The following is an 18783-nucleotide window of genomic DNA, read 5'->3' on the forward strand; positions in this document are numbered from 1 at the left end:
AGGATCACTTTCTTTCGTATTTTTTGTTTGCAAACTTATTATACATCAGAAAGTCCTGTATGACATTTTTTTATGGAAAAGTTGTAAAGTGGTGTTATATATAAAAGTCCTGCATATTTTAAGTACAGTGTGTCAGAGGAGAGATGCCCAATGGAAAAACGGATACCAATCGGAATAGAGTTTTACAAAACAATGATAGAGGGAAATTATTACTATGTGGATAAGACTTTGCTGGTAAAAGAAATTCTGGAAAAAGGGGCATCTGTCAGCCTTTTTACCCGGCCAAGGCGATTTGGGAAAACACTGGCTATGACTATGCTGAAGGCGTTTTTTGAGGATGAGAGAGACGAAAATGGTGATAAAGTTGACAACAGCAAGTATTTTGCAGGGCAAAAGATTGCAGCCTTTGAAGATATTATGGCAGGCCATATGGGAAAATATCCGGTGATTAATTTATCATTAAAATCTGCCAAACAGCCTGACTTTGAAATGGCGTATGATGTTTTGGTGGATGGGATACGGGAAGAATTTGCAAGACATGCCTATATTCTTAACGGGGATATCCTTTCGGAGAATGAAAGGGAGAAATACCGGGCAGTATTAGAAGGAAGGGGGAAAAACAGCGAATATGCCACTTCCCTTGCCTTTTTGTCCCAGTGCCTGGAAAAATATCATGGAAAAGGGACAGTGATTTTAATAGACGAATATGACGTGCCTTTGGAAAATTCTTTTTTTGAAGGTTTTTATGATAAGATGACAGCTTTTATCCGTTCTTTCTTTGAGTCAGCCTTAAAGACAAATAAAAGCCTTGCGTTTGGGGTGGTGACCGGGTGTCTTAGAATCAGCAAAGAAAGTATTTTTACCGGGTTAAATAATTTGGATGTAATCTCTTTATTAAATAGAGATTATGCGGAATATTTTGGCTTTACCCAGGGGGAGGCAGAAGAAATTCTTGGGTTTTACGGGCTTTTGGAAAAAAGGGAAGAGATGAAACAATGGTACGACGGATATCGGTTTGGGGATACGGAGGTGTATAACCCCTGGAGTGTCATAAATTATGTGCGTACTGCGGCGTTGGATTCCCATGCCTTTCCAAAGCCCTACTGGTCAAATACTTCTTCTAACAGCATTATCAAAGAATTGATTGAAGGGGCGGATTTTATTACCAGGGGGGAGATTGAGGAATTGATGGAGGGGGGGGGAATAGAGAAACAGGTACACGAAGAGATTACCTATGGAGACATCCGGGAATCCCAGGATAATTTGTGGAATTTTCTGTTTTTTACCGGTTATCTGAAAAAGTCGGGAGAACGGTTTGACGGGGAAAGTATTTATCTGAAAATGGAAATTCCCAATGCGGAGATTCGATATATATACAGGAACCAGATTTCTTCCTGGTTTGATAAAAAAATAAAAGGCGCCGATTTATCTCCGTTAATTACTGCTATGGAGCAGGGAGACTGCCACAGCATGGAGGAATTTTTATCTGACCAGCTTTTAGATACCATCAGTTATTTTGATTATGCGGAAAATTATTATCATGGGTTTGTGTCGGGACTTTTAAAAGCGGCAGGGAAATATATGGTGCGCTCTAACAGGGAGAGCGGAGAAGGAAGGCCGGATATTTTAATGTATTCCCCCACAGTAAGGGGAAAGGTTTTTATTATAGAGTTGAAAGCGGCAAAAGAATATGGTCTGATGGGAGAAAAGTGCGAGGAAGCTTTAAGACAGGCGGCGGAGAAAAATTACAGGGAAGCATTTGAAGGGAACGGATATAAAGACATTACAGTTTACGGGATTTGCTTTTTCAGGAAGGAATGTATGGTAAGGGCGGGAGGAAGAAAAAACGGTTGAGAAAAAAGTTCCTTTCAGTTATATTATTATGTAGAAATTGCGGCAGTAAGCCCTCATAAAAAGCACAGCCATTATGACGTTATGATGAAGCCCTATGATAAAAATGACAAGGTATTTGATAGCAGAAGGCTGTCTGCCGGAGAATATCCGTAAGTATGGTTTTGCATTCCAGGGGAAACAATGCCTTATCGGATCACCATGAAAAGATAAAAAGGAGCGCGTTTTATGTCCTTTGCACATTTGCATGTCCACACAGAGTACAGTCTCTTGGACGGGTCTAATAAAATTAAAGAATATGTAGCCAGATTAAAGGAGCTTAACATGACAGCCGGGGCCATCACAGACCACGGGGTGATGTATGGCGTCATAGAATTTTACAAAGCGGCAAAGGCCGCCGGCATCAACCCGGTGCTGGGGTGCGAGGTGTATGTGGCGCCGAATTCCCGGTTTGACAGGGAAAATGTACAGGGTGAAGACAGGTACTACCACCTGGTGCTTTTGGCGGAAAATAATACAGGCTACGGCAACCTTATGAAAATTGTCTCCAGGGGTTTTGTGGAGGGATATTACTATAAACCCAGGGTGGATATGGAAGTTTTAAACCAGTACCATGAGGGAATTATCGCCCTCTCTGCCTGCCTGGCAGGGGAAGTGCAGCGGTATCTGGAAAAGGGGCTGTATGAGGAGGCAAAAGCTGCTGCGTTTAAATATGAAAAATGTTTTGGCAGGGGGAATTTTTTCCTGGAACTTCAGGATCATGGCCTTTTAAAGCAGCAGGAGGTAAACCAGCAGCTTTTACGCCTTTCTAAAGATACGGGAATTGAACTGGTAGTGACAAACGATGTGCACTATACCTTTGAAAAGGATGCCCAGGCTCACGATATCCTTTTGTGCCTCCAGACAGGGAAAAAGTTAAGCGATGAAAACAGGATGCGCTATGAGGGCGGACAGTATTACGTGAAATCCGAAGAGGAGATGCGGGCCTTGTTTCCCTATGCCCAGGAAGCGGTATCCAACACCCAGAAAGTTGCGGACAGGTGCCATGTGGAAATTGAGTTCGGCAACACAAAATTGCCGGATTTCCCTGTGCCAAAGGGCTATACCACCTATGAATATCTGGAAAAAATCTGTTATGAGGGGTTAAAAAAGCGGTATCCTTCGGATGAGCAGGAGTTAAAGCCAAGACTTGAATATGAGTTAAAAGTCATTAAAGATATGGGGTATGTGGAGTATTTTCTCATTGTGTGGGACTACATCCGCTACGCCAGGGAACATGATATTATTGTGGGGCCCGGAAGGGGAAGCGCGGCGGGAAGCCTGGTGGCCTATACCACGGGAATCACCAATATTGATCCCATACAATATGGGCTTATTTTTGAGCGTTTTTTAAATCCTGAGCGTGTGTCCATGCCGGATATTGACGTGGATTTCTGCTTTGAGAGACGTCAGGAGGTCATTGACTATGTAATCGAAAAATACGGCAAGGACTGTGTGACCCAGATTGTCACCTTTGGTACCTTAGCGGCAAGAGGTGTGATTCGTGATGTGGGCCGTGTGATGGATCTGCCCTATGCCTTTGTGGACACCATTGCAAAGAGTATCCCAATGGAGCTTGGAATTACCATTGACAAAGCCCTTAAGATGAATCCGGAACTGAAAAAGCTTTATGAGGGGGATGAAAGCGTAAAAGAACTCATTGACATGTCAAGGCGCTTAGAGGGGCTTCCCAGGCATACCTCCATGCATGCGGCGGGGGTGGTGATTTCCCAGAAGCCTATGGATGAATATGTGCCTTTGTCCAGAGGGGCTGACGGTATGATTACCACTCAGTTTCCCATGACCACCATAGAGGAATTAGGGCTTTTAAAAATGGATTTTTTAGGGCTGCGCACCTTAACGGTCATTCAGAATGCGGTAAAGATGGCGGAAAAAAATTCCGGGGCCAGCATTGATATTGACAACATTGATTTTGACGATAAGGCGGTATTAAACTCCCTTGGCACCGGAAAGACGGAAGGTGTGTTCCAGCTTGAAAGTGCGGGGATGAAAAACTTTATTAAAGAGTTAAAGCCACAGAACCTGGAGGATATTATTGCAGGAATCTCCCTGTACCGCCCCGGCCCCATGGATTTTATCCCGGCCTATATCAGGGGGAAAAACAGCCAGGGACCCATTACCTACGACTGTCCCCAGCTTGAGCCGATTTTATCCCCCACTTACGGGTGTATCGTCTATCAGGAGCAGGTCATGCAGATTGTGCGGGACTTAGCGGGATATACCTGGGGGAGAAGTGATTTGGTGCGCCGGGCCATGAGCAAAAAAAAGCAGTCGGTAATGGAGCAGGAGAGGAAGAACTTTGTCTACGGCAATCCCGATGAGGGGGTAAAGGGCTGCGTCTTAAACGGGATTCCGGAGCAGGTGGCAAATAAGATTTATGATGAGATGATTGATTTTGCTAAATATGCTTTTAACAAATCCCACGCCGCCGCCTATGCGGTGGTTTCCTACCAGACGGCTTACTTAAAATATTATTACCCGGTGGAGTATATGGCGGCCCTTATGACTTCCGTACTTGACCATACCAGCAAAGTGTCGGAATATATTTTAACCTGCCGCAGAATGGGGATAAAAATCCTTCCCCCGGATATCAATGAAGGGGAGGGAGGATTTTCCGTTTCCGGCAGAGAGATACGCTATGGCCTCTCCGCCATTAAAAGTGTGGGAAAACCTGTGATAGAAGCTATTGTAGGGGAGAGGAAGGAGCGGGGAAAGTTCCTGTCCCTAAAGGACTTTCTTACCAGAATGAACGGCAGGGAGGTAAATAAGCGCAGCGTGGAGAGCTTTATAAAAGCAGGGGCCTTAGACTGTTTCCCAGGGACAAGAAAGCAGAAGATGATGGTGTATGCCGCCATTATGGACAGCATTTACCAGGAAAAAAAGACTTCCATGGCAGGCCAGATGACCCTGTTTGACTTTGCCTGTGAGGAGGATAAAAAAGAGTATGAGATTGCAATGCCCCCGGTGGGGGAATATGAAAAGGAAGAGCTTTTGGGCTTTGAAAAAGAGGTGTTAGGCATTTATGTCAGCGGCCATCCCTTAGAAGAATATGAGGGAAAGTGGAGGAAAAATATTACCAATACCACGGCGGACTTTCTGGTGGAGGAGGAGACGGGGGAAACCAAAATAAAAGACAGCGCATCTGCCATGATTGGGGGAATGATAACGGAAAAGACCATTAAATATACAAAGACAAACCAGGCCATGGCCTTTCTCACCATTGAAGACCTTCTTGGAACGGTGGAGGTAGTGGTATTCCCCAGGGATTACGGAAAATACCAGTTCCTGCTTGAGGTGGATTCCAAAGTGTTTATCCGGGGCAGGGCAAATGTGGAGGAAGAAAAGAACGGAAAGCTGATCTGTGAGAGAGTCTACGGTTTTGACGAGGCAAAGCGGGAGCTTTGGATCCAGTTTCCGGACAAGGAACAGTTTATCGCCCAGGAGGATAAGCTTTACAAAATGCTGGCGGAGTCGGACGGAAAGGATTCCGTAGTGATTTATCTCTCCGCAGAGAGAGCGAGAAAAAGACTGCCGGACAGCAGGAATATAGAGATCGAAGAGGGCCTTATGAACAATTTAACTAAGATTTATGGTGAAAATAATGTAAAAGTTGTGGAAAAGGCTATTGAAAACCTGGGGCAAAGATATTAAAATATAAAGGATTAGGATGAAATTGGATTTGGGATAGATTTAGGAGGAAACAGGATTATGGCAAAAGAAATCAAGACAGTCGGTGTGTTAACCAGCGGCGGGGACGCTCCGGGAATGAATGCTGCCATCCGTGCAGTTGTCCGTGAAGCTTTGGTAAAAGGATTAAAAGTAAAAGGAATTAAGAGAGGATATGCGGGACTTCTCCAGGAAGAGATTATTGATATGGAGGCAAGAAGCGTCTCCGATACCATCCAGCGGGGAGGTACGATTCTGCAGACAGCCCGCTGTATGGAGTTTGTCACAGAGGAAGGCCAGAAGAAAGGTGCGGAAATCTGTAAAAAGCACGGCATTGACGGCGTGATTGTCATCGGCGGGGACGGCTCTTTTAAAGGCGCCCAGAAACTGGCGGCCCTGGGGATTAATACCATTGCCCTTCCGGGAACCATTGATCTTGACATTGCATGTACAGAGTATACTATTGGATTTGACACAGCGGTAAATACCGCAATGGAAGCTATCGACAAGGTAAGGGATACATCCACATCCCATGAGCGGTGCAGCATTATTGAAGTTATGGGCCGTGGAGCCGGCTATATTGCCCTGTGGACAGGAATCGCCAACGGTGCGGAGGATATTCTTCTCCCGGAGCGGTATGATTATGACGAGCAGCGTCTGGTAAACAATATTATTGCAAATAAAAAACGGGGAAAACAGCACCATATTATTATTAATGCAGAGGGTATCGGACATTCCGCAAGTATGGCCAGAAGAATTGAGGCCGCTACAGGGGTGGAGACAAGGGCAACGATTTTAGGGCACATGCAGCGTGGAGGAAGCCCCACCTGTAAAGACCGCGTTTACGCATCTATTATGGGAGCCCTTGCAGTAGATCTTTTGTGCCAGGGCAAATCCAACCGTGTAGTGGGATACCGCCACGGTGACTTTGTGGACTTTGATATTGACGAGGCACTGGCAATGAAAAAAGAGATTTCTGAGTACCAGTTTGAAGTCTGTGAAAATCTTTCTAAATAAGAATAAAATTTCGGAAAGGAATGGCGTCTCTAAGACAAGGCTGCTTTGAGACGCCCTTATTTTTTATGATTACCACCACGTCCAGTAAACAGGTGAAAAATTTGATTCTGCTTGGGAAAAAGCCCAGGGAAAGAAGAGAGCAGCAGGTCTTTTTGGCGGAGGGGAAAAAAATGTTTTTGGAGACGCCCGAGGAGCTTTTAAAAAAAGTCTACGTGTCAGAAACATTTTTTCAGGAAAAAGAGAATAAAAATTTTCTGGAAAAGACAGATTATGAAGTGTTAAAAGACAGTGTTTTTCAGGCGGTCAGCGGCACAAAAACCCCCCAGGGGATTTTAAGTGTGGTTTCCATGCCTAAGTGGGATGAGGAGAATCTGTTAAAAACACAGAACGGTTTTTTTCTGCTTCTGGAGGGGATTCAGGACCCGGGAAATCTGGGGACAATGCTGCGCACAGCGGAGGGGGCAGGGGTTACGGCAGTGATTGCCAGCAAGACCACAGTGGATTTGTACAACCCGAAAACCATCCGTTCCACCATGGGGAGCATTTTCCGCATGCCTTTCCTTTCGGCAGAGGATTTTCCTTGCGCCATTGCAAAATTAAAAAAACATTTTGTGAAAATCTATGCCGCACATCTTGAGGGAAGCGTTTCCTGTTATGAGCCGGATTACACAGGGGGCGTGGGCTTTTTAATGGGGAATGAAGGGAACGGCCTTACCAGGGAGGCAGCGGCTCTGGCGGACACCTGCATTAAAATTCCCATGGAGGGAAACGTGGAGTCCTTAAATGCAGGGGTGGCGGCGGCTGTCCTTATGTATGAAGCAAGCAGACAGAGAAAGGGATAGTTTATGTTTCGTTTATGGGCAAAAGAGTTTAAGGATAACCGTATGCTTAAGGACATGACGGTGTGTAATGACAAAGAGGATACCAGAACCCATAAAGTATTCGGGGCAATAGATGAAGTGTGCCTTGCCTTTGATTTGGGAAAGCCTATCTGGTTAGACAGCAATGTGGCGGATTTTAAAATCCATGCAAAAACCAGGTTTTCCCAGGATAATTTTGTGGAAGAAATAGAATTTGACTATCTGGAAATTCAAATTATTGAAGAAGACTGAAAAGAAAAATATCCCTCTTAAAAAACTCTTAAATTTCATTTAAATATCTCTGTAAAATTAGACAGATTGCACAAAGTATGGTATACTAAAAGTATTTAAAGAATCAGTGTATATATTTAGAAGTATCGTATGCGGGTTGTAAATTGTTTTAGTAAACGGAGGTTAGAAAATGGAACAGCAGCAGATAAATTTGGGGGAGGGTATTGACAGCTGGAAGTCTATGATATTTTTATATCAGAGCGCCATTAAAGAAGTCACAACAAAATTGGAAATTTTGAACGACGAGTTTCAAAATGTACATCAGTATAATCCTATCGAATATATTAAGTCCAGGGTAAAATCTCCTGAGAGTATTGTGAAAAAGCTAAAGAGAAACGGGTATGAGAGTACCATACATAATATGGTGGAGCATGTGAACGATATTGCGGGTATCCGTATTGTGTGCTCCTTTACTTCGGATATTTATAAGATGGCGGCTATGATTGGAAAGCAGAATGACCTGACGGTGATATCGGTGAAGGATTATATCAAGCACCCGAAAGAGAGCGGTTATAAGAGTTACCACATGCTTCTCACTGTGCCTATCTTTTTGTCAGATAAGGTGGTAAACACAAAGGTGGAGATTCAGATCCGCACCATGGCCATGGATTTCTGGGCAAGTTTAGAGCATAAGATTTTTTACAAGTTTGAGGGGGATGCCCCGGATTATATCAGCAAGGAACTGCGGGAGTGCTCTGAGATTGTATCTGTCCTAGATGATAAAATGTTAAGCTTAAACCAGGCCATTACCCTGGCCAAAAAGCGCCAGGAGGAAGAGAGGCGTACAGAGGGTATCCAGATAGGGGAACGGAAAATAGAGAGCAAGAAAAGATTTGTAAGTTAAAAGTCAGGGGATAGAAAGAGAGTAAATACATGTTATCAAAAAAGATTAAGGAAGCACTGGCGGGCAGTTCCGCCATCCGTGCAATGTTTGTAGAGGGAAAAGAGCTGGCGGAAAAAGTGGGGGCGGAAAATGTTTTTGACTACAGCCTTGGGAACCCCGCCACACCGGTGCCGGATTCGTTTAACAGTACCGTAAAAGAACTTTTGGACAAAGAGGACTCCCTGGTTCTTCACGGGTATATGTCAAATTCCGGCTATGAGGATGTAAGGGCCGCCATTGCAGACAATTTAAACAGGCGCTTTGGTACAAACTTTTCTTTGAAAAATATTGTGATGACTGTTGGGGCAGCCGGGGGGATGAATGTAATTTTTAAGACTGTATTAGACCCGGGGGAGGAAGTGATTGTCTTTGCTCCGTTTTTTGGGGAATACAGAAATTATGTGGCAAATTTTGACGGGGTTTTAATTCCCGTGGCTCCGGATTATAACACATTCCAGCCGGATTTAGACGCCTTTGAGAAGGCGGTAAATGAGAAGACAAAGGCGGTAATTATCAATACCCCAAACAATCCCACAGGGGTGGTGTACTCCCATGCAACCATGAAAAGCATTGGGGAGATTCTTTTGAAAAAGGAAAAGGAATTTGGGAAAGAAATTTACCTTATCTCCGATGAACCTTACCGGGAGCTGGTATATGGCGATGTAAAAGAAAATTTCCTCACAAAGTATTACCACAACACCCTGGTGGGTTACTCTTTCAGCAAGTCCTTATCCCTGCCGGGAGAGCGTATCGGATATATTGTTGTGCCGGACGAGGTGACGGAAGCGGAAGAAATGCTTTCCGGTCTTGAAGTGGCAAACCGCACCTTAGGGTTTGTCAATGCCCCTTCCCTGATGCAGAAAGCAGTGGCACATCTTGTGGAGGAAAAGACGAATCTCACCTTTTACGATAAAAACCGCAAAGTGCTTTATGAGGGGCTTAAGAGTTTAGGTTTTACCTGTATCAAGCCTGAGGGGGCCTTTTACCTCTGGGTGAAGTCCCCGGTGGAAAAGGAAGAAGAGTTTGTAAGGACAGCAAAAAAATATAATTTGATTTTAGTAAAAGGCAGTGCTTTTGGCTGCGGAGGTTATGTGCGGCTGGCTTACTGTATTGCCCATGAAAAGGTGGTGCGCTCCCTTGACGCCTTTGCTAAGCTGGCAGAGGAATACGGACTTAAAGGGAAGGGAGAATAGAAATGGGAAACTGGGAAGATAATATACGAAAAGTAACTCCCTATGTACCGGGAGAACAGCCGAAAAAAGAAAACATCATTAAATTAAATACAAATGAGAATCCCTATCCCCCTGCACCGGGGGTGGTGCGGGCCTTAAAGGAAATGGATACGGATTTGCTGAGACGTTATCCTGACCCTTCCGCAGCCCTTTTGGTGGATGCCATTGCAGAAAATTACGGGCTAAAACCGGGGCAGGTGTTTGTGGGAGTTGGTTCAGACGACGTGCTGGCCATGGCATTTCTCACCTGTTTTAATTCGGATAAACCTATTCTCTTTCCCGATATCACCTATTCCTTTTATGATGTGTGGGCCAAGCTGCTTCGGATTCCCTATGAGGTGATACCTTTGGATAAAGATTTCCGGCTGGTGTCTTCGGATTACAAAAGGGAGAACGGGGGAATTGTATTTCCAAATCCAAACGCCCCCACCGGGGAGTTAAAACCCCTGGATGAAGTGGAGGAAATCATAAAATCCAACAGGGACGTCATTGTGATTGTGGATGAGGCATATATTGATTTTGGGGGGGAAAGCGCCCTTCCCCTGCTTAAAAGTTATGATAACCTTCTGATTGCCCAGACCTTCAGCAAGTCCCGCTCCATGGCGGGGATGCGCATCGGATATCTTCTGGGAAATGAGAAATTAATCAAATTTATCAATGACTGCAAATATTCCTTTAATTCTTATACCATGAACCAGACCGCCATTGTTATGGGGGTGGAAGCTGTAAAGGACAGGGAATATTTTTTAAGCTGCAGGGAAAAAATTATGGATACCAGGGAGTGGGCAAAAAAAGAGTTTCTGAATCTTGGCTTTTCTTTTGGGGATTCCATGAGCAATTTTCTCTTTGTGACCCATCCCTCCTATGATGCAGAGGAACTTTTTGAAGATTTGCGGGATGCAGGCATCTATGTCCGGCATTTTAAAAAGCCGGAGAGGATTAAAAATTATCTTCGTATTACCATTGGCACAAGGGAAGAGATGGAGCGGTTATTTGATTTTTTAAAGCAGTATAAGAACAAACAGTAGGAGAAATTATGTTAAAACAATATTTAATTATATTTTTTGTCTCTATGGTACCCTTGATTGAGCTTCGGGGGGCAATTCCTATTTCCCAGGGATTTCAACTTCCCTTTCTTCCTTCTTACATTGTGTGTATCATAGGCAATATGCTTCCGGTTCCCATTATTTATCTTTTTGCAAGGAAAGTCCTTGAGTGGGGTGCGGATAAGCCGGTTATCGGTGGTTTCTTTAGCTTCTGCCTGGAAAAGGGAGAAAAAGGCGGGAAAAAATTGCAGGAGAAAGCGGGCAGGGGATTATTTCTGGCACTGCTTTTGTTTGTGGGAATCCCCATCCCCGGCACAGGGGCCTGGACGGGAACTCTGGCGGCAAGTATTTTGGATATGGATTTTAAGTCCAGTATTACCGCTGTGATGCTGGGGGTGCTTTTGGCAGGAATTATAATGGGGGTGGCAAGCTTCCTCACCATAGGCCAGATCGTATAGGGAAATGACAATTAAGAAAAATGGAAGGGGAGGATTATGTATGCCGCTGATTCAGGAAAGAACTTACACAACTGAAGATATTTATGCCCTGCCAGAGGGACAGAGGGCAGAACTTATTGACGGACAGATATATGATATGGCGCCGTCCATGCGGTAGATTTGGTTCTTAACATTGCAGATTTGCTATCCTGAAAAAAATTGCCCGGGACTAAAATTCCGGGCAGTTTTTTCCAAATTTGACATCAATCCGGCAAAATCAGAAAGTTTTATTTTGCCGCTTTTTCGGCAAATTCTGTGTTCACTAAAACATCATACTCCGGCCTTGCCTTTAACTGGTCGGATTCATCCAAAATATCTAAGAGCAGGGTAAAGGCATCCTGGGTGAAAATTACGTCAGTTTTCCAGGTATCCTGGTCTTTATACCGGGTTACGATAGCGGCAATGGTTTCCTCCTTTGTATCTGCAAACTGGGGTGCAATGGCTTTTGCAATTTCTTCGCTGGAGTGAGAATCTACATATTTCATTCCTTTCTGCAGTGCATTGACAAAGGACTGGATAATCTCCGGATGTTTTTCTATGTAACTCTCTTTGGCGGAGAAGGCGGTGTAGGGCACATACCCGGAATCCACTCCCAGGGAGGCCACCACATATCCGGCGCCTTCCGTCTCCAATGCATTGGCTGCAGGTTCAAATTCCACGGTAAATTTTGCGTCCGGGCTTCCGGTGAAAGCTGCCGCCGTGGAGCCAAAGTCGATGCTCTGGTCAATGGTTAAGTCATTTTTGGGGTCAATGTTGTTTTTCTTTAACACATATTCAAAGACCATCTCTGGCATCCCCCCGGCTCTTCCGCCTAAAACATAAGAACCTTTGATGTCCTCCCACTTAAAATCTTCCATAGGCTCTCTTGCCACCAGGAAATTTCCGGCCCGCTGGGTGAGCTGGGCAAAGTTTTTGACTACATCCACAGCCCCTTCATTGTAGGTGTACACTGTGGTTTCCGGTCCCATAAAGCCAATGTCCGCCTCATCGGATAATACGGCTGTCATGGTTTTATCTGCCCCAAACCCCGTCACAAGTTCCAGTTCAATCCCTTCCTCTGCAAAATACCCCTCTTCAATAGCCACATACATAGGCGCATAGAAAATGGAATGGGCAACTTCGTTTAACACCACTTTTTCTGTTTTTACCTTTGGGGCTTCGGTCTTTTCCTTTGCGCCGGAAGTTCCGGAATCCCTGACGGCGTTTTTTTCTGCGCCGCATCCGCAGAATGTCAGGAGCATGGCAGCCGTCATAAGAATTGCGGCTGCCCCTTTTCTTTTACGTAGAAATTTGGTCCCATGGAAACGAAATGACAATAGTAAATCCTCCCTTTAAATAGAATCTTTGTGCTTTCTATTTTATGCAGGGGAGGAGGAAATGTGCAAAGATAACTCCTCGATTGTTTTGGGAAGGGGATTTAGTCCCAAAAGTTCTCCGGTCTGGTACAAAAGAGGCTGAGTGAGGCCGCAGGTGTGAAGAAGAGACTTACGGGCAAAAACCTTTTCCGGTGAGTCGTCTGCCACAAGCCGTCCCTGGTGGAAAATTAAAATGCGTTTTGCCCATTTCCAGGCAAAATCCACATCGTGGGTGGAGATGATAAGGGGAAAGCCCAAAAGAGCAAATTTTTCCAGGTTTTCTTCCAGAAGTTTGGCATTGGCAGAATCCAAGCAGGAGGAAGGCTCGTCTAAAAGCAGAAGTTTTGGTTTCATAGCAAGGATGCCAGCGATGCCCACCCGTTTTTTTTCGCCGCCGGAGAGGTATTGGGGGGCTCTGTTTCGGAAGTTTTCAAGATGCATTTCAGCAATGGCTTTTTCTGTACGCTCCTTCACCTCATAGGGAGGAAGTTTCAAATTCATGGGGCCAAAACTGATTTCCGTTTCCACTGTACCGCCTATGATCTGGTGGTCGCTGTCTTGAAAAATCAGCCCTGCATTTTCATGGAGAGAAAATGTATCTTTCCGGTTTTGTGTTAGTTTTTTCCCTTTCAGATATATGCAGCCGGAATCCGGTTTTAAAATACCGTTGCAGCAGAGAAAAAAAGTGCTTTTCCCTGCTCCGTTATTTCCCAGCAGGGCAATTTTTTCCCCTTCTGTAATTTTCAGGCTGATATCATTTAAAACAGGGTGGTTCTTTTCATAAGAAAAACAAATATGTTCCATTCGCAAAATTTCATTCATAAAATCTCCTTTTGGGAAAACAGGGTAAACAGGGCAAAAAGGAAAACATAGGCCAGGGTAAAAAGAATTTTCTGTTTTTTGTTTGTACTGTAGTGAGAAAAATCATAAAAAGCGATTTCACCCTGAAAGCACCGACTTTCCATGGCATGAAACATTTCCATGGCAGAGCTATAGCTTCTGTGGAGAAGATTTGCATAAATTTTTCCCACAGAGGAAAGGCTTGTGGGATAATCCCGAAATCCCATGCGGCTTTTGGCCGCAGTTTTCATGGAGTGGTGCATGGAAAAAAGGATAAAAATGCAGCGGTAAATCAGGTACATAAGTCCGGTAAAAAAGCCTGGTACACGAAGTTTTGCAAGGACACCGATGATTTCCGGCACAGGGGTGGACAGGCTTAAAAAGTACAGGGCGCAAAGAGCGCCTATGCTGCGGCCCAAAACAAGAATGGCCTGTGACAGGGAAGTTTTTGTAATGCAGAGGTTTACCCCTAAAAGAGAGCCATGCCATAAGCCGCATTGGCCCATGTCTATAAGGAGTGTGATGCAGCTTACGATAAGGAAACCAAAAGGGACAGACAAAAGCCGCAGATAATTTCCCAGAGAAATTTTCCCTGCAAGAAGAGTTATTCCAGATAGGAGGGCAGCCAGAAAAAATCCCATCCAGGGATTTTTCCCGGCGATGGACAATACCATGCAGTACAGGGCAAAGGAAAATTTTCTCCCGGGGCTGATTTTTTTAAGTCCCGAGGAGGCACAGAGAACGTCCATGGACGGATGGCGGCTCATACCTGGTTATCCCCTTTGTATTTCTTCCTGGCGGCGAGATAGCCAAAACTGTAGGCGATAATCCCCACGCCGATTCCTGTCTGGACACAGAAAAACAGGCTTTCGATTTCACCGGGCAGCTCCCCGCCGATTAAAGTTTCCAAAACCGGGGTAAACCATGGCTCGTAGTTTCCCTGAATAGATTCCACAATCTGGCTTCCTGCATCATCGCTTCCGCCGAATTCTGCGCCTTTTAAGGCAAACAGTGGAACAAGGGCAATAAGAAGGATAAGGGCAGTTAAGATGAAAGCGGTTACTTTGTTTTTACACATGTTACAGTTCCTCCTTTCCAACAAATCCAAGTGCCCTTAACTCCGGGAGGGCAAAGTTTTCCATGCCCATCACCACAAGGACTGTAATCAGTCCTTCCATGACAGCTAAAGGGATCTGGGTGGGGGCAAAAACCCCCAGGAATTTCCCGGCGCTGAAAATGATTCCCCCCTCATTGCTGGGATAGGCCAGCGCAAGCTGGAGGCTGGTGATACAGTAGGTAAAAATATCTCCCAGGGCTGCGGCAAAAAATACTGTAATTTTTCGGTTTATATTTCGTTTTTGCCCAAGCCTATAGATAAGGAAAGCTAAAATAGGACCCGCAATTGCCATGCTGAAGGTATTTGCCCCTAAGGTGGTAAGCCCTCCGTGGGCTAAAAGGACGGCCTGGAAAATTAGTACGATAATGCCTAAAACACTGGCGGAAGATACTCCAAAGAGAATGGCGGAAAGGCCGGTTCCTGTCATGTGGCTGCAGCTTCCCGTTACCGAGGGAATTTTCAGGGAGGAAATCACAAAGATAAATGCCCCGGACATTGCCAGTAAAATCATGGTTTGGGGTTTCTCAATGGAGATGTGCTTTAAGGTGATAAACCCGTGTGCCGCAAAGGGCAGGCAGATAACTCCCCACAGGATACAGTGCACCAGAGGGAGATACCCTTCCATAATGTGCATGGCGGAAACGTCTTCTGTAAGTCCCAAGAACACAGAGAAGGTAAGAACAGCAAAGTAAACAGTTTTTTCCGGTTTGGTCCAGTTTTTCATACATGTCTCTCCTTTACTTATATAAATGTTTCATGTTTAGACAGGCTTTTTTCTGTGGGTTAAATTTGGGCACAAAAAAAGCCGTGACAAATATCACAGCCGCATTTCCATGACAATAAAACGTCAGATAGTAAAAACCTGACGTTTCCCTTTTTGTAGGTCTTCTGACTCACGCCTTTTGGATAATTACTTCCAGTGCCTGCCTCCTGCCTTCTCAGGTTTCCCCAATGACTGGCTTTCGCCAACGGATGACAGGCTCGGCGCATACAGCGGCGGTACCGTCCAGGATTCCCACCTGGTTCCCTTGTCCATTCATAGGTCAACATAGCAACTCTATGACCACAAAAAGTTATGTTAGCCCTATCATATCCCCTCCGCTAAAATCTGTCAAGGAATATTTACTTTCATGCTTTAATATGATAAAATTCTGTTGGGGAAAAATTTTTTAAGGAGGAGAAATGTATGAGTAAAAATATCAGGACAGAGGCGGTGAACCGCCTGTTTGACGGAATATTAAGCCTAAAGGACAGGGAAGAGTGCTACACTTTTTTTGAGGACATATGTACGATAAATGAATTGTTGTCCCTGTCCCAGAGAATGGAAGTAGCTTATATGTTAAGAGGGCAGAAGACATATCTGGAAATAGCGGAAAAAACCGGCGCCTCCACAGCCACCATAAGCAGGGTTAACCGCTCGTTAAATTACGGGAAAGACGGATATGATATGGTTTTTGAACGGTTAAAAGAAAAAGAAGAGTGAAAAGAATTAATTCTTTTCCTCTTTTTTTCCTTTTTTGGAGGCAGTGGCCATGTCATCTATGGTCTGCTCAATAATCATTTTTTTAATGTAAACGTCAAAACTTAACATGCAGATAAAGGCAAACTTATGCAGCATCTCCCCTTCCGACGGGGAAGTGTCCGGGAATGTTTTTGTGCTTGTCTTATATTTTTTTGCCAGGTCCTTTAGTATGTGCTGGACTTCCTCATGCTCTAAGCTGAAAACTTCCCGGTAAATGCCTTCCAGGTTTAATCCTTCCGGGTCTGTGTTCCCAAAATATTTTTCTGTTAAAGGGTTTAAAATATTTTGAATGTCGCTGATGCTTAAAATATTTTTAAAATAGTAGATAAAAAGCAGTGCAAGAACATGCTCTTTGGAATATTTTTTCTTGTTGGGAGGAGGGAGCAGGTTGTTCTTGGCATAATTGTTAATCATGGTTTTTGTAAGTATTTTATCGTCTTCATAGCGCTTGGTGGAAGCGAGTTGGGAATCCATAAAGGTAGTGACCTGATCCATGTACAGGTCAATATTGGGCAGGGATTCCGGTTTTACATAGTCTATGGTCTGAAGTTTTTCTAAGATTTCTTTTAAAAATGCATGGATATCTGTTGACATGTTATCACCTCTTAGTCTTATTATATAGTAATTAAAACTAGATGACAAGGGGGGATAGTGCAAAAGAGCTTGGGGAAATTGAGTCCTGAATCAGAAATTTTCCATTTCTCCCCCAGAAAGATCAATGCCCTCCCTGTCATAATCAATGTCTCTGATATCTGTTCCGTTTAAGTAAACCGCCCCTTCCGTGGGTCATAGAGCCGCAGAAGGAGCTTGATTTATCAATTTCATATATAAATTTAGAAATATGAATAAGATTATTTTTAATTCTTTTTAACTGAATCATATTTTTTCCTCTATTTCCATTTAGTAGTCTTTTGACAGATTTAAAAAAATCCACGAAGATACGCTACAAATAATAGTTTAATTGATTTTTTGGCTCCAATCATGAAAATTTGTTATTTTGTCAGAGAATTTTCGATATAAAATATTTCATCCAATATTTGGCATACCTATTTTTATTTTTTTTTGGAAGAATAAAATAAGAATCTGAAAATAAAAAGATTGGAGAGAAAAAGGTATGCCGGAAAAAGTAAATTATTATGTAGGGGAGCAGAGCCTTCGTTTTCCAAGAGAAGTCTATATTACGGCAAGCGCTTCTGTTGTGGGAAAAAAAGAAGGGGAAGGCCCCTTGGGAAAATGCTTTGATATGGTATGTGGGGATGATAAATTCGGGGAGGATAACTGGGAGCAGGCGGAGAGCACCCTGCAAAAGGAAGCTTTGGCTCTTGCCATGGGAAAAGGAAAACTAAAGCCGGAGGATATCCGGTATCTCTTTGCAGGGGATCTTTTAGGGCAGAATATTGCCACATCCTTCGGGCTTATGGATTATGAGATTCCTTTGTTCGGCCTGTACGGGGCATGTTCCACTGCAGGGGAATCTTTATCTCTAGCGGCAATGTGCGTGGGGGCAGGGTATGCCAAAACTGTGGCGGCTTTAACTTCCAGCCATTTTGCCAGCGCGGAGAAACAGTTTCGATTTCCCCTGGAGTATGCCAATCAAAGGCCCATATCAGCTACCTGGACCGTTACAGGAAGCGGAGCCTTTATCCTGTCCGGCAAGAGAAGCCGCATTAGAATTACCGGGATTACCACTGGTAAAATCGTAGACATGGGTGTGAAGGATTCCATGAATATGGGGGCTGCCATGGCTCCTGCGGCAGCAAATCTCATCGCCCAGAACCTGGAAGATTTTAAGAGAAAGCCTGAGGATTATGATAAAATAATTACCGGGGATTTGGGATATGTGGGCCAGGAAATATTAATAGATTTATTAAAAAAGAAAAAAATTGATATTTCTTCTGTCCATGAGGACTGCGGAATTTTGATTTATGACAAGGAAAAACAGGGGACAGGCTCCGGGGGATCCGGGTGCGGCTGTTCTGCAGTGACCCTAAGCGCCCATTATCTTCCTATGTTGGAGCGGGGAGCCATAAAGAGGATTCTTTTTGTTCCCACAGGAGCGCTATTGTCTACCGTGAGTTTTAATGAAGGGCAGTCTGTGCCAGGAATTGCCCACGGAGTTGTGATAGAGCAGGAAGGAGAGAGGGAATCATGATGGATTACATCAATGCATTCTGGGTGGGAGGGCTAATCTGTGCCCTGACCCAGATTTTAATGGACAAGACGAAAATGCTGCCGGGGCGCATTATGGTGCTTCTTGTTTGCAGCGGGGCGGTGCTGGGGGCGGTTGGCGTCTATGAACCCCTGATGGAGTATGCCGGGGCAGGGGCCAGCGTTCCCCTCCTTGGATTTGGCAATACCCTATGGAAAGGGGTAAAAGAAGCGGTGGAGCAGGAGGGATTCCTTGGAATCTTTATGGGAGGCTTTAAAGCCAGCGCTGTGGGAATAAGTGCGGCCCTGGTTTTCGGTTATCTGGCCAGCCTGGTGTTTGAGCCGAAAATGAAATCTTGACAGATTACATTAACAGATTCTGTAAGGAATAGAAAGCA

General features: G+C 44.4%; 18 protein-coding genes, 1 pseudogene and 1 riboswitch. Of the genes and pseudogenes, 13 read left to right on the forward strand and 6 right to left on the reverse strand.

Annotation, left to right across the window (positions count from 1 at the left end):
- Positions 1-150: 150 nt before the first annotated feature.
- The 10 genes and pseudogenes from D7Y06_RS04260 to D7Y06_RS28185 form a co-directional block, all read left to right on the forward strand.
- Entirely contained in the window at positions 151-1854 is a 1704-nt protein-coding gene (locus tag D7Y06_RS04260) for an AAA family ATPase (RefSeq protein WP_120406599.1), read from the forward strand.
- Between the two features lie 225 nt (positions 1855-2079).
- Complete coding sequence (locus D7Y06_RS04265) at positions 2080-5562, forward strand: DNA polymerase III subunit alpha (RefSeq protein ID WP_120406600.1); 3483 nt, start codon at positions 2080-2082, stop codon at positions 5560-5562.
- A 57-nt stretch (positions 5563-5619) separates the two neighbouring features.
- Entirely contained in the window at positions 5620-6594 is a 975-nt protein-coding gene (gene pfkA / locus D7Y06_RS04270) for a 6-phosphofructokinase (RefSeq protein WP_120406601.1), read from the forward strand.
- Positions 6595-6659: 65 nt separating this feature from the next.
- Positions 6660-7436: a TrmH family RNA methyltransferase gene (locus D7Y06_RS04275; protein WP_120406602.1), complete on the forward strand. Its 777-nt coding sequence runs from the start codon at positions 6660-6662 to the stop codon at positions 7434-7436.
- Positions 7437-7439: 3 nt separating this feature from the next.
- Positions 7440-7706, forward strand: coding sequence for a hypothetical protein (locus D7Y06_RS04280; RefSeq protein WP_120406603.1), 267 nt, complete (start codon positions 7440-7442; stop codon positions 7704-7706).
- Between the two features lie 169 nt (positions 7707-7875).
- Positions 7876-8589 (forward strand): GTP pyrophosphokinase, encoded by a 714-nt coding sequence (locus tag D7Y06_RS04285; RefSeq protein WP_120406604.1) that lies wholly within the window; start codon positions 7876-7878, stop codon positions 8587-8589.
- A gap of 29 nt (positions 8590-8618) precedes the next feature.
- Complete coding sequence (locus D7Y06_RS04290; RefSeq protein WP_120406605.1) at positions 8619-9821, forward strand: pyridoxal phosphate-dependent aminotransferase; 1203 nt, start codon at positions 8619-8621, stop codon at positions 9819-9821.
- A 2-nt stretch (positions 9822-9823) separates the two neighbouring features.
- Positions 9824-10888, forward strand: a complete 1065-nt coding sequence (hisC, locus tag D7Y06_RS04295; RefSeq protein WP_120406606.1) for a histidinol-phosphate transaminase — start codon at positions 9824-9826, stop codon at positions 10886-10888.
- Between the two features lie 8 nt (positions 10889-10896).
- A complete protein-coding gene (locus D7Y06_RS04300; protein ID WP_120406607.1) occupies positions 10897-11364 on the forward strand; it encodes a COG2426 family protein in 468 nt (155 codons plus the stop codon).
- Positions 11365-11404: 40 nt separating this feature from the next.
- Positions 11405-11512 (forward strand): annotated as a pseudogene (locus tag D7Y06_RS28185) (Uma2 family endonuclease); the annotation flags it as partial.
- 118 nt (positions 11513-11630) lie between these two features.
- Here the strand turns inward: D7Y06_RS28185 and D7Y06_RS04310 are convergent.
- From D7Y06_RS04310 to D7Y06_RS04330, 5 genes are read right to left on the reverse strand one after another with little or no spacing between them, the layout of a single operon-like run.
- Complete coding sequence (locus D7Y06_RS04310) at positions 11631-12719, reverse strand: ABC transporter substrate-binding protein (RefSeq protein WP_243119069.1); 1089 nt, start codon at positions 12717-12719, stop codon at positions 11631-11633.
- Between the two features lie 42 nt (positions 12720-12761).
- Positions 12762-13580, reverse strand: coding sequence for an energy-coupling factor ABC transporter ATP-binding protein (locus tag D7Y06_RS04315; RefSeq protein WP_120406608.1), 819 nt, complete (start codon positions 13578-13580; stop codon positions 12762-12764).
- On the reverse strand, positions 13577-14365 hold the full coding sequence (gene cbiQ, locus D7Y06_RS04320) for a cobalt ECF transporter T component CbiQ (RefSeq protein ID WP_120406609.1): 789 nt from the start codon (positions 14363-14365) through the stop codon (positions 13577-13579). The genes D7Y06_RS04315 and cbiQ overlap by 4 nt, the downstream gene beginning before the upstream one ends.
- Positions 14362-14676, reverse strand: a complete 315-nt coding sequence (locus D7Y06_RS04325; RefSeq protein ID WP_120406610.1) for an energy-coupling factor ABC transporter substrate-binding protein — start codon at positions 14674-14676, stop codon at positions 14362-14364. The genes cbiQ and D7Y06_RS04325 overlap by 4 nt, the downstream gene beginning before the upstream one ends.
- 1 nt (position 14677) lies before the next feature.
- A complete protein-coding gene (locus D7Y06_RS04330) occupies positions 14678-15439 on the reverse strand; it encodes an energy-coupling factor ABC transporter permease (RefSeq protein ID WP_120406611.1) in 762 nt (253 codons plus the stop codon).
- Positions 15440-15576: 137 nt separating this feature from the next.
- Positions 15577-15796, reverse strand: a riboswitch (cobalamin riboswitch).
- A gap of 105 nt (positions 15797-15901) precedes the next feature.
- Here D7Y06_RS04330 and D7Y06_RS04335 point away from each other — a divergent pair.
- Positions 15902-16198 (forward strand): YerC/YecD family TrpR-related protein, encoded by a 297-nt coding sequence (locus D7Y06_RS04335; protein ID WP_120406612.1) that lies wholly within the window; start codon positions 15902-15904, stop codon positions 16196-16198.
- Positions 16199-16204: 6 nt separating this feature from the next.
- Here the strand turns inward: D7Y06_RS04335 and D7Y06_RS04340 are convergent, their stop codons facing one another.
- Positions 16205-16831: a DUF1836 domain-containing protein gene (locus tag D7Y06_RS04340; protein ID WP_120406613.1), complete on the reverse strand. Its 627-nt coding sequence runs from the start codon at positions 16829-16831 to the stop codon at positions 16205-16207.
- Positions 16832-17351: 520 nt separating this feature from the next.
- Between D7Y06_RS04340 and spoVAD the strand changes: the two genes are divergently transcribed.
- Both spoVAD and spoVAE read left to right on the forward strand, forming a co-directional pair.
- The gene (gene spoVAD / locus D7Y06_RS04345; protein WP_120406614.1) at positions 17352-18389 is read left to right on the forward strand and encodes a stage V sporulation protein AD; all 1038 of its coding nucleotides are present in this window, start codon (positions 17352-17354) and stop codon (positions 18387-18389) included.
- Positions 18389-18745, forward strand: coding sequence for a stage V sporulation protein AE (spoVAE, locus tag D7Y06_RS04350; RefSeq protein ID WP_120406709.1), 357 nt, complete (start codon positions 18389-18391; stop codon positions 18743-18745). Before spoVAD ends, spoVAE begins: the two co-directional genes overlap by 1 nt.
- The last annotated feature ends 38 nt before the right edge of the window (positions 18746-18783 follow it).

Origin of the sequence: Roseburia sp. 1XD42-69, assembly GCF_003612565.1 — a bacterium.
Lineage (GTDB): Bacteria > Bacillota > Clostridia > Lachnospirales > Lachnospiraceae > Roseburia_B.

Excerpts from the sequence above, each read along its gene's own strand:
- D7Y06_RS04260 (WP_120406599.1), top strand. The coding sequence starts at position 151 with ATGGAAAAACGGATACCAATCGGAATAGAGTTTTACAAAACAATGATA.
- D7Y06_RS04265 (WP_120406600.1), top strand. The coding sequence starts at position 2,080 with ATGTCCTTTGCACATTTGCATGTCCACACAGAGTACAGTCTCTTGGAC.
- pfkA (WP_120406601.1), top strand. The coding sequence starts at position 5,620 with ATGGCAAAAGAAATCAAGACAGTCGGTGTGTTAACCAGCGGCGGGGAC.
- D7Y06_RS04275 (WP_120406602.1), top strand. The coding sequence starts at position 6,660 with ATGATTACCACCACGTCCAGTAAACAGGTGAAAAATTTGATTCTGCTT.
- D7Y06_RS04280 (WP_120406603.1), top strand. The coding sequence starts at position 7,440 with ATGTTTCGTTTATGGGCAAAAGAGTTTAAGGATAACCGTATGCTTAAG.
- D7Y06_RS04285 (WP_120406604.1), top strand. The coding sequence starts at position 7,876 with ATGGAACAGCAGCAGATAAATTTGGGGGAGGGTATTGACAGCTGGAAG.
- D7Y06_RS04290 (WP_120406605.1), top strand. The coding sequence starts at position 8,619 with ATGTTATCAAAAAAGATTAAGGAAGCACTGGCGGGCAGTTCCGCCATC.
- hisC (WP_120406606.1), top strand. The coding sequence starts at position 9,824 with ATGGGAAACTGGGAAGATAATATACGAAAAGTAACTCCCTATGTACCG.
- D7Y06_RS04300 (WP_120406607.1), top strand. The coding sequence starts at position 10,897 with ATGTTAAAACAATATTTAATTATATTTTTTGTCTCTATGGTACCCTTG.
- D7Y06_RS04315 (WP_120406608.1), bottom strand. The coding sequence starts at position 13,580 with ATGAATGAAATTTTGCGAATGGAACATATTTGTTTTTCTTATGAAAAG.
- cbiQ (WP_120406609.1), bottom strand. The coding sequence starts at position 14,365 with ATGAGCCGCCATCCGTCCATGGACGTTCTCTGTGCCTCCTCGGGACTT.
- D7Y06_RS04325 (WP_120406610.1), bottom strand. The coding sequence starts at position 14,676 with ATGTGTAAAAACAAAGTAACCGCTTTCATCTTAACTGCCCTTATCCTT.
- D7Y06_RS04330 (WP_120406611.1), bottom strand. The coding sequence starts at position 15,439 with ATGAAAAACTGGACCAAACCGGAAAAAACTGTTTACTTTGCTGTTCTT.
- D7Y06_RS04335 (WP_120406612.1), top strand. The coding sequence starts at position 15,902 with ATGAGTAAAAATATCAGGACAGAGGCGGTGAACCGCCTGTTTGACGGA.
- D7Y06_RS04340 (WP_120406613.1), bottom strand. The coding sequence starts at position 16,831 with ATGTCAACAGATATCCATGCATTTTTAAAAGAAATCTTAGAAAAACTT.
- spoVAD (WP_120406614.1), top strand. The coding sequence starts at position 17,352 with ATGCCGGAAAAAGTAAATTATTATGTAGGGGAGCAGAGCCTTCGTTTT.
- spoVAE (WP_120406709.1), top strand. The coding sequence starts at position 18,389 with ATGGATTACATCAATGCATTCTGGGTGGGAGGGCTAATCTGTGCCCTG.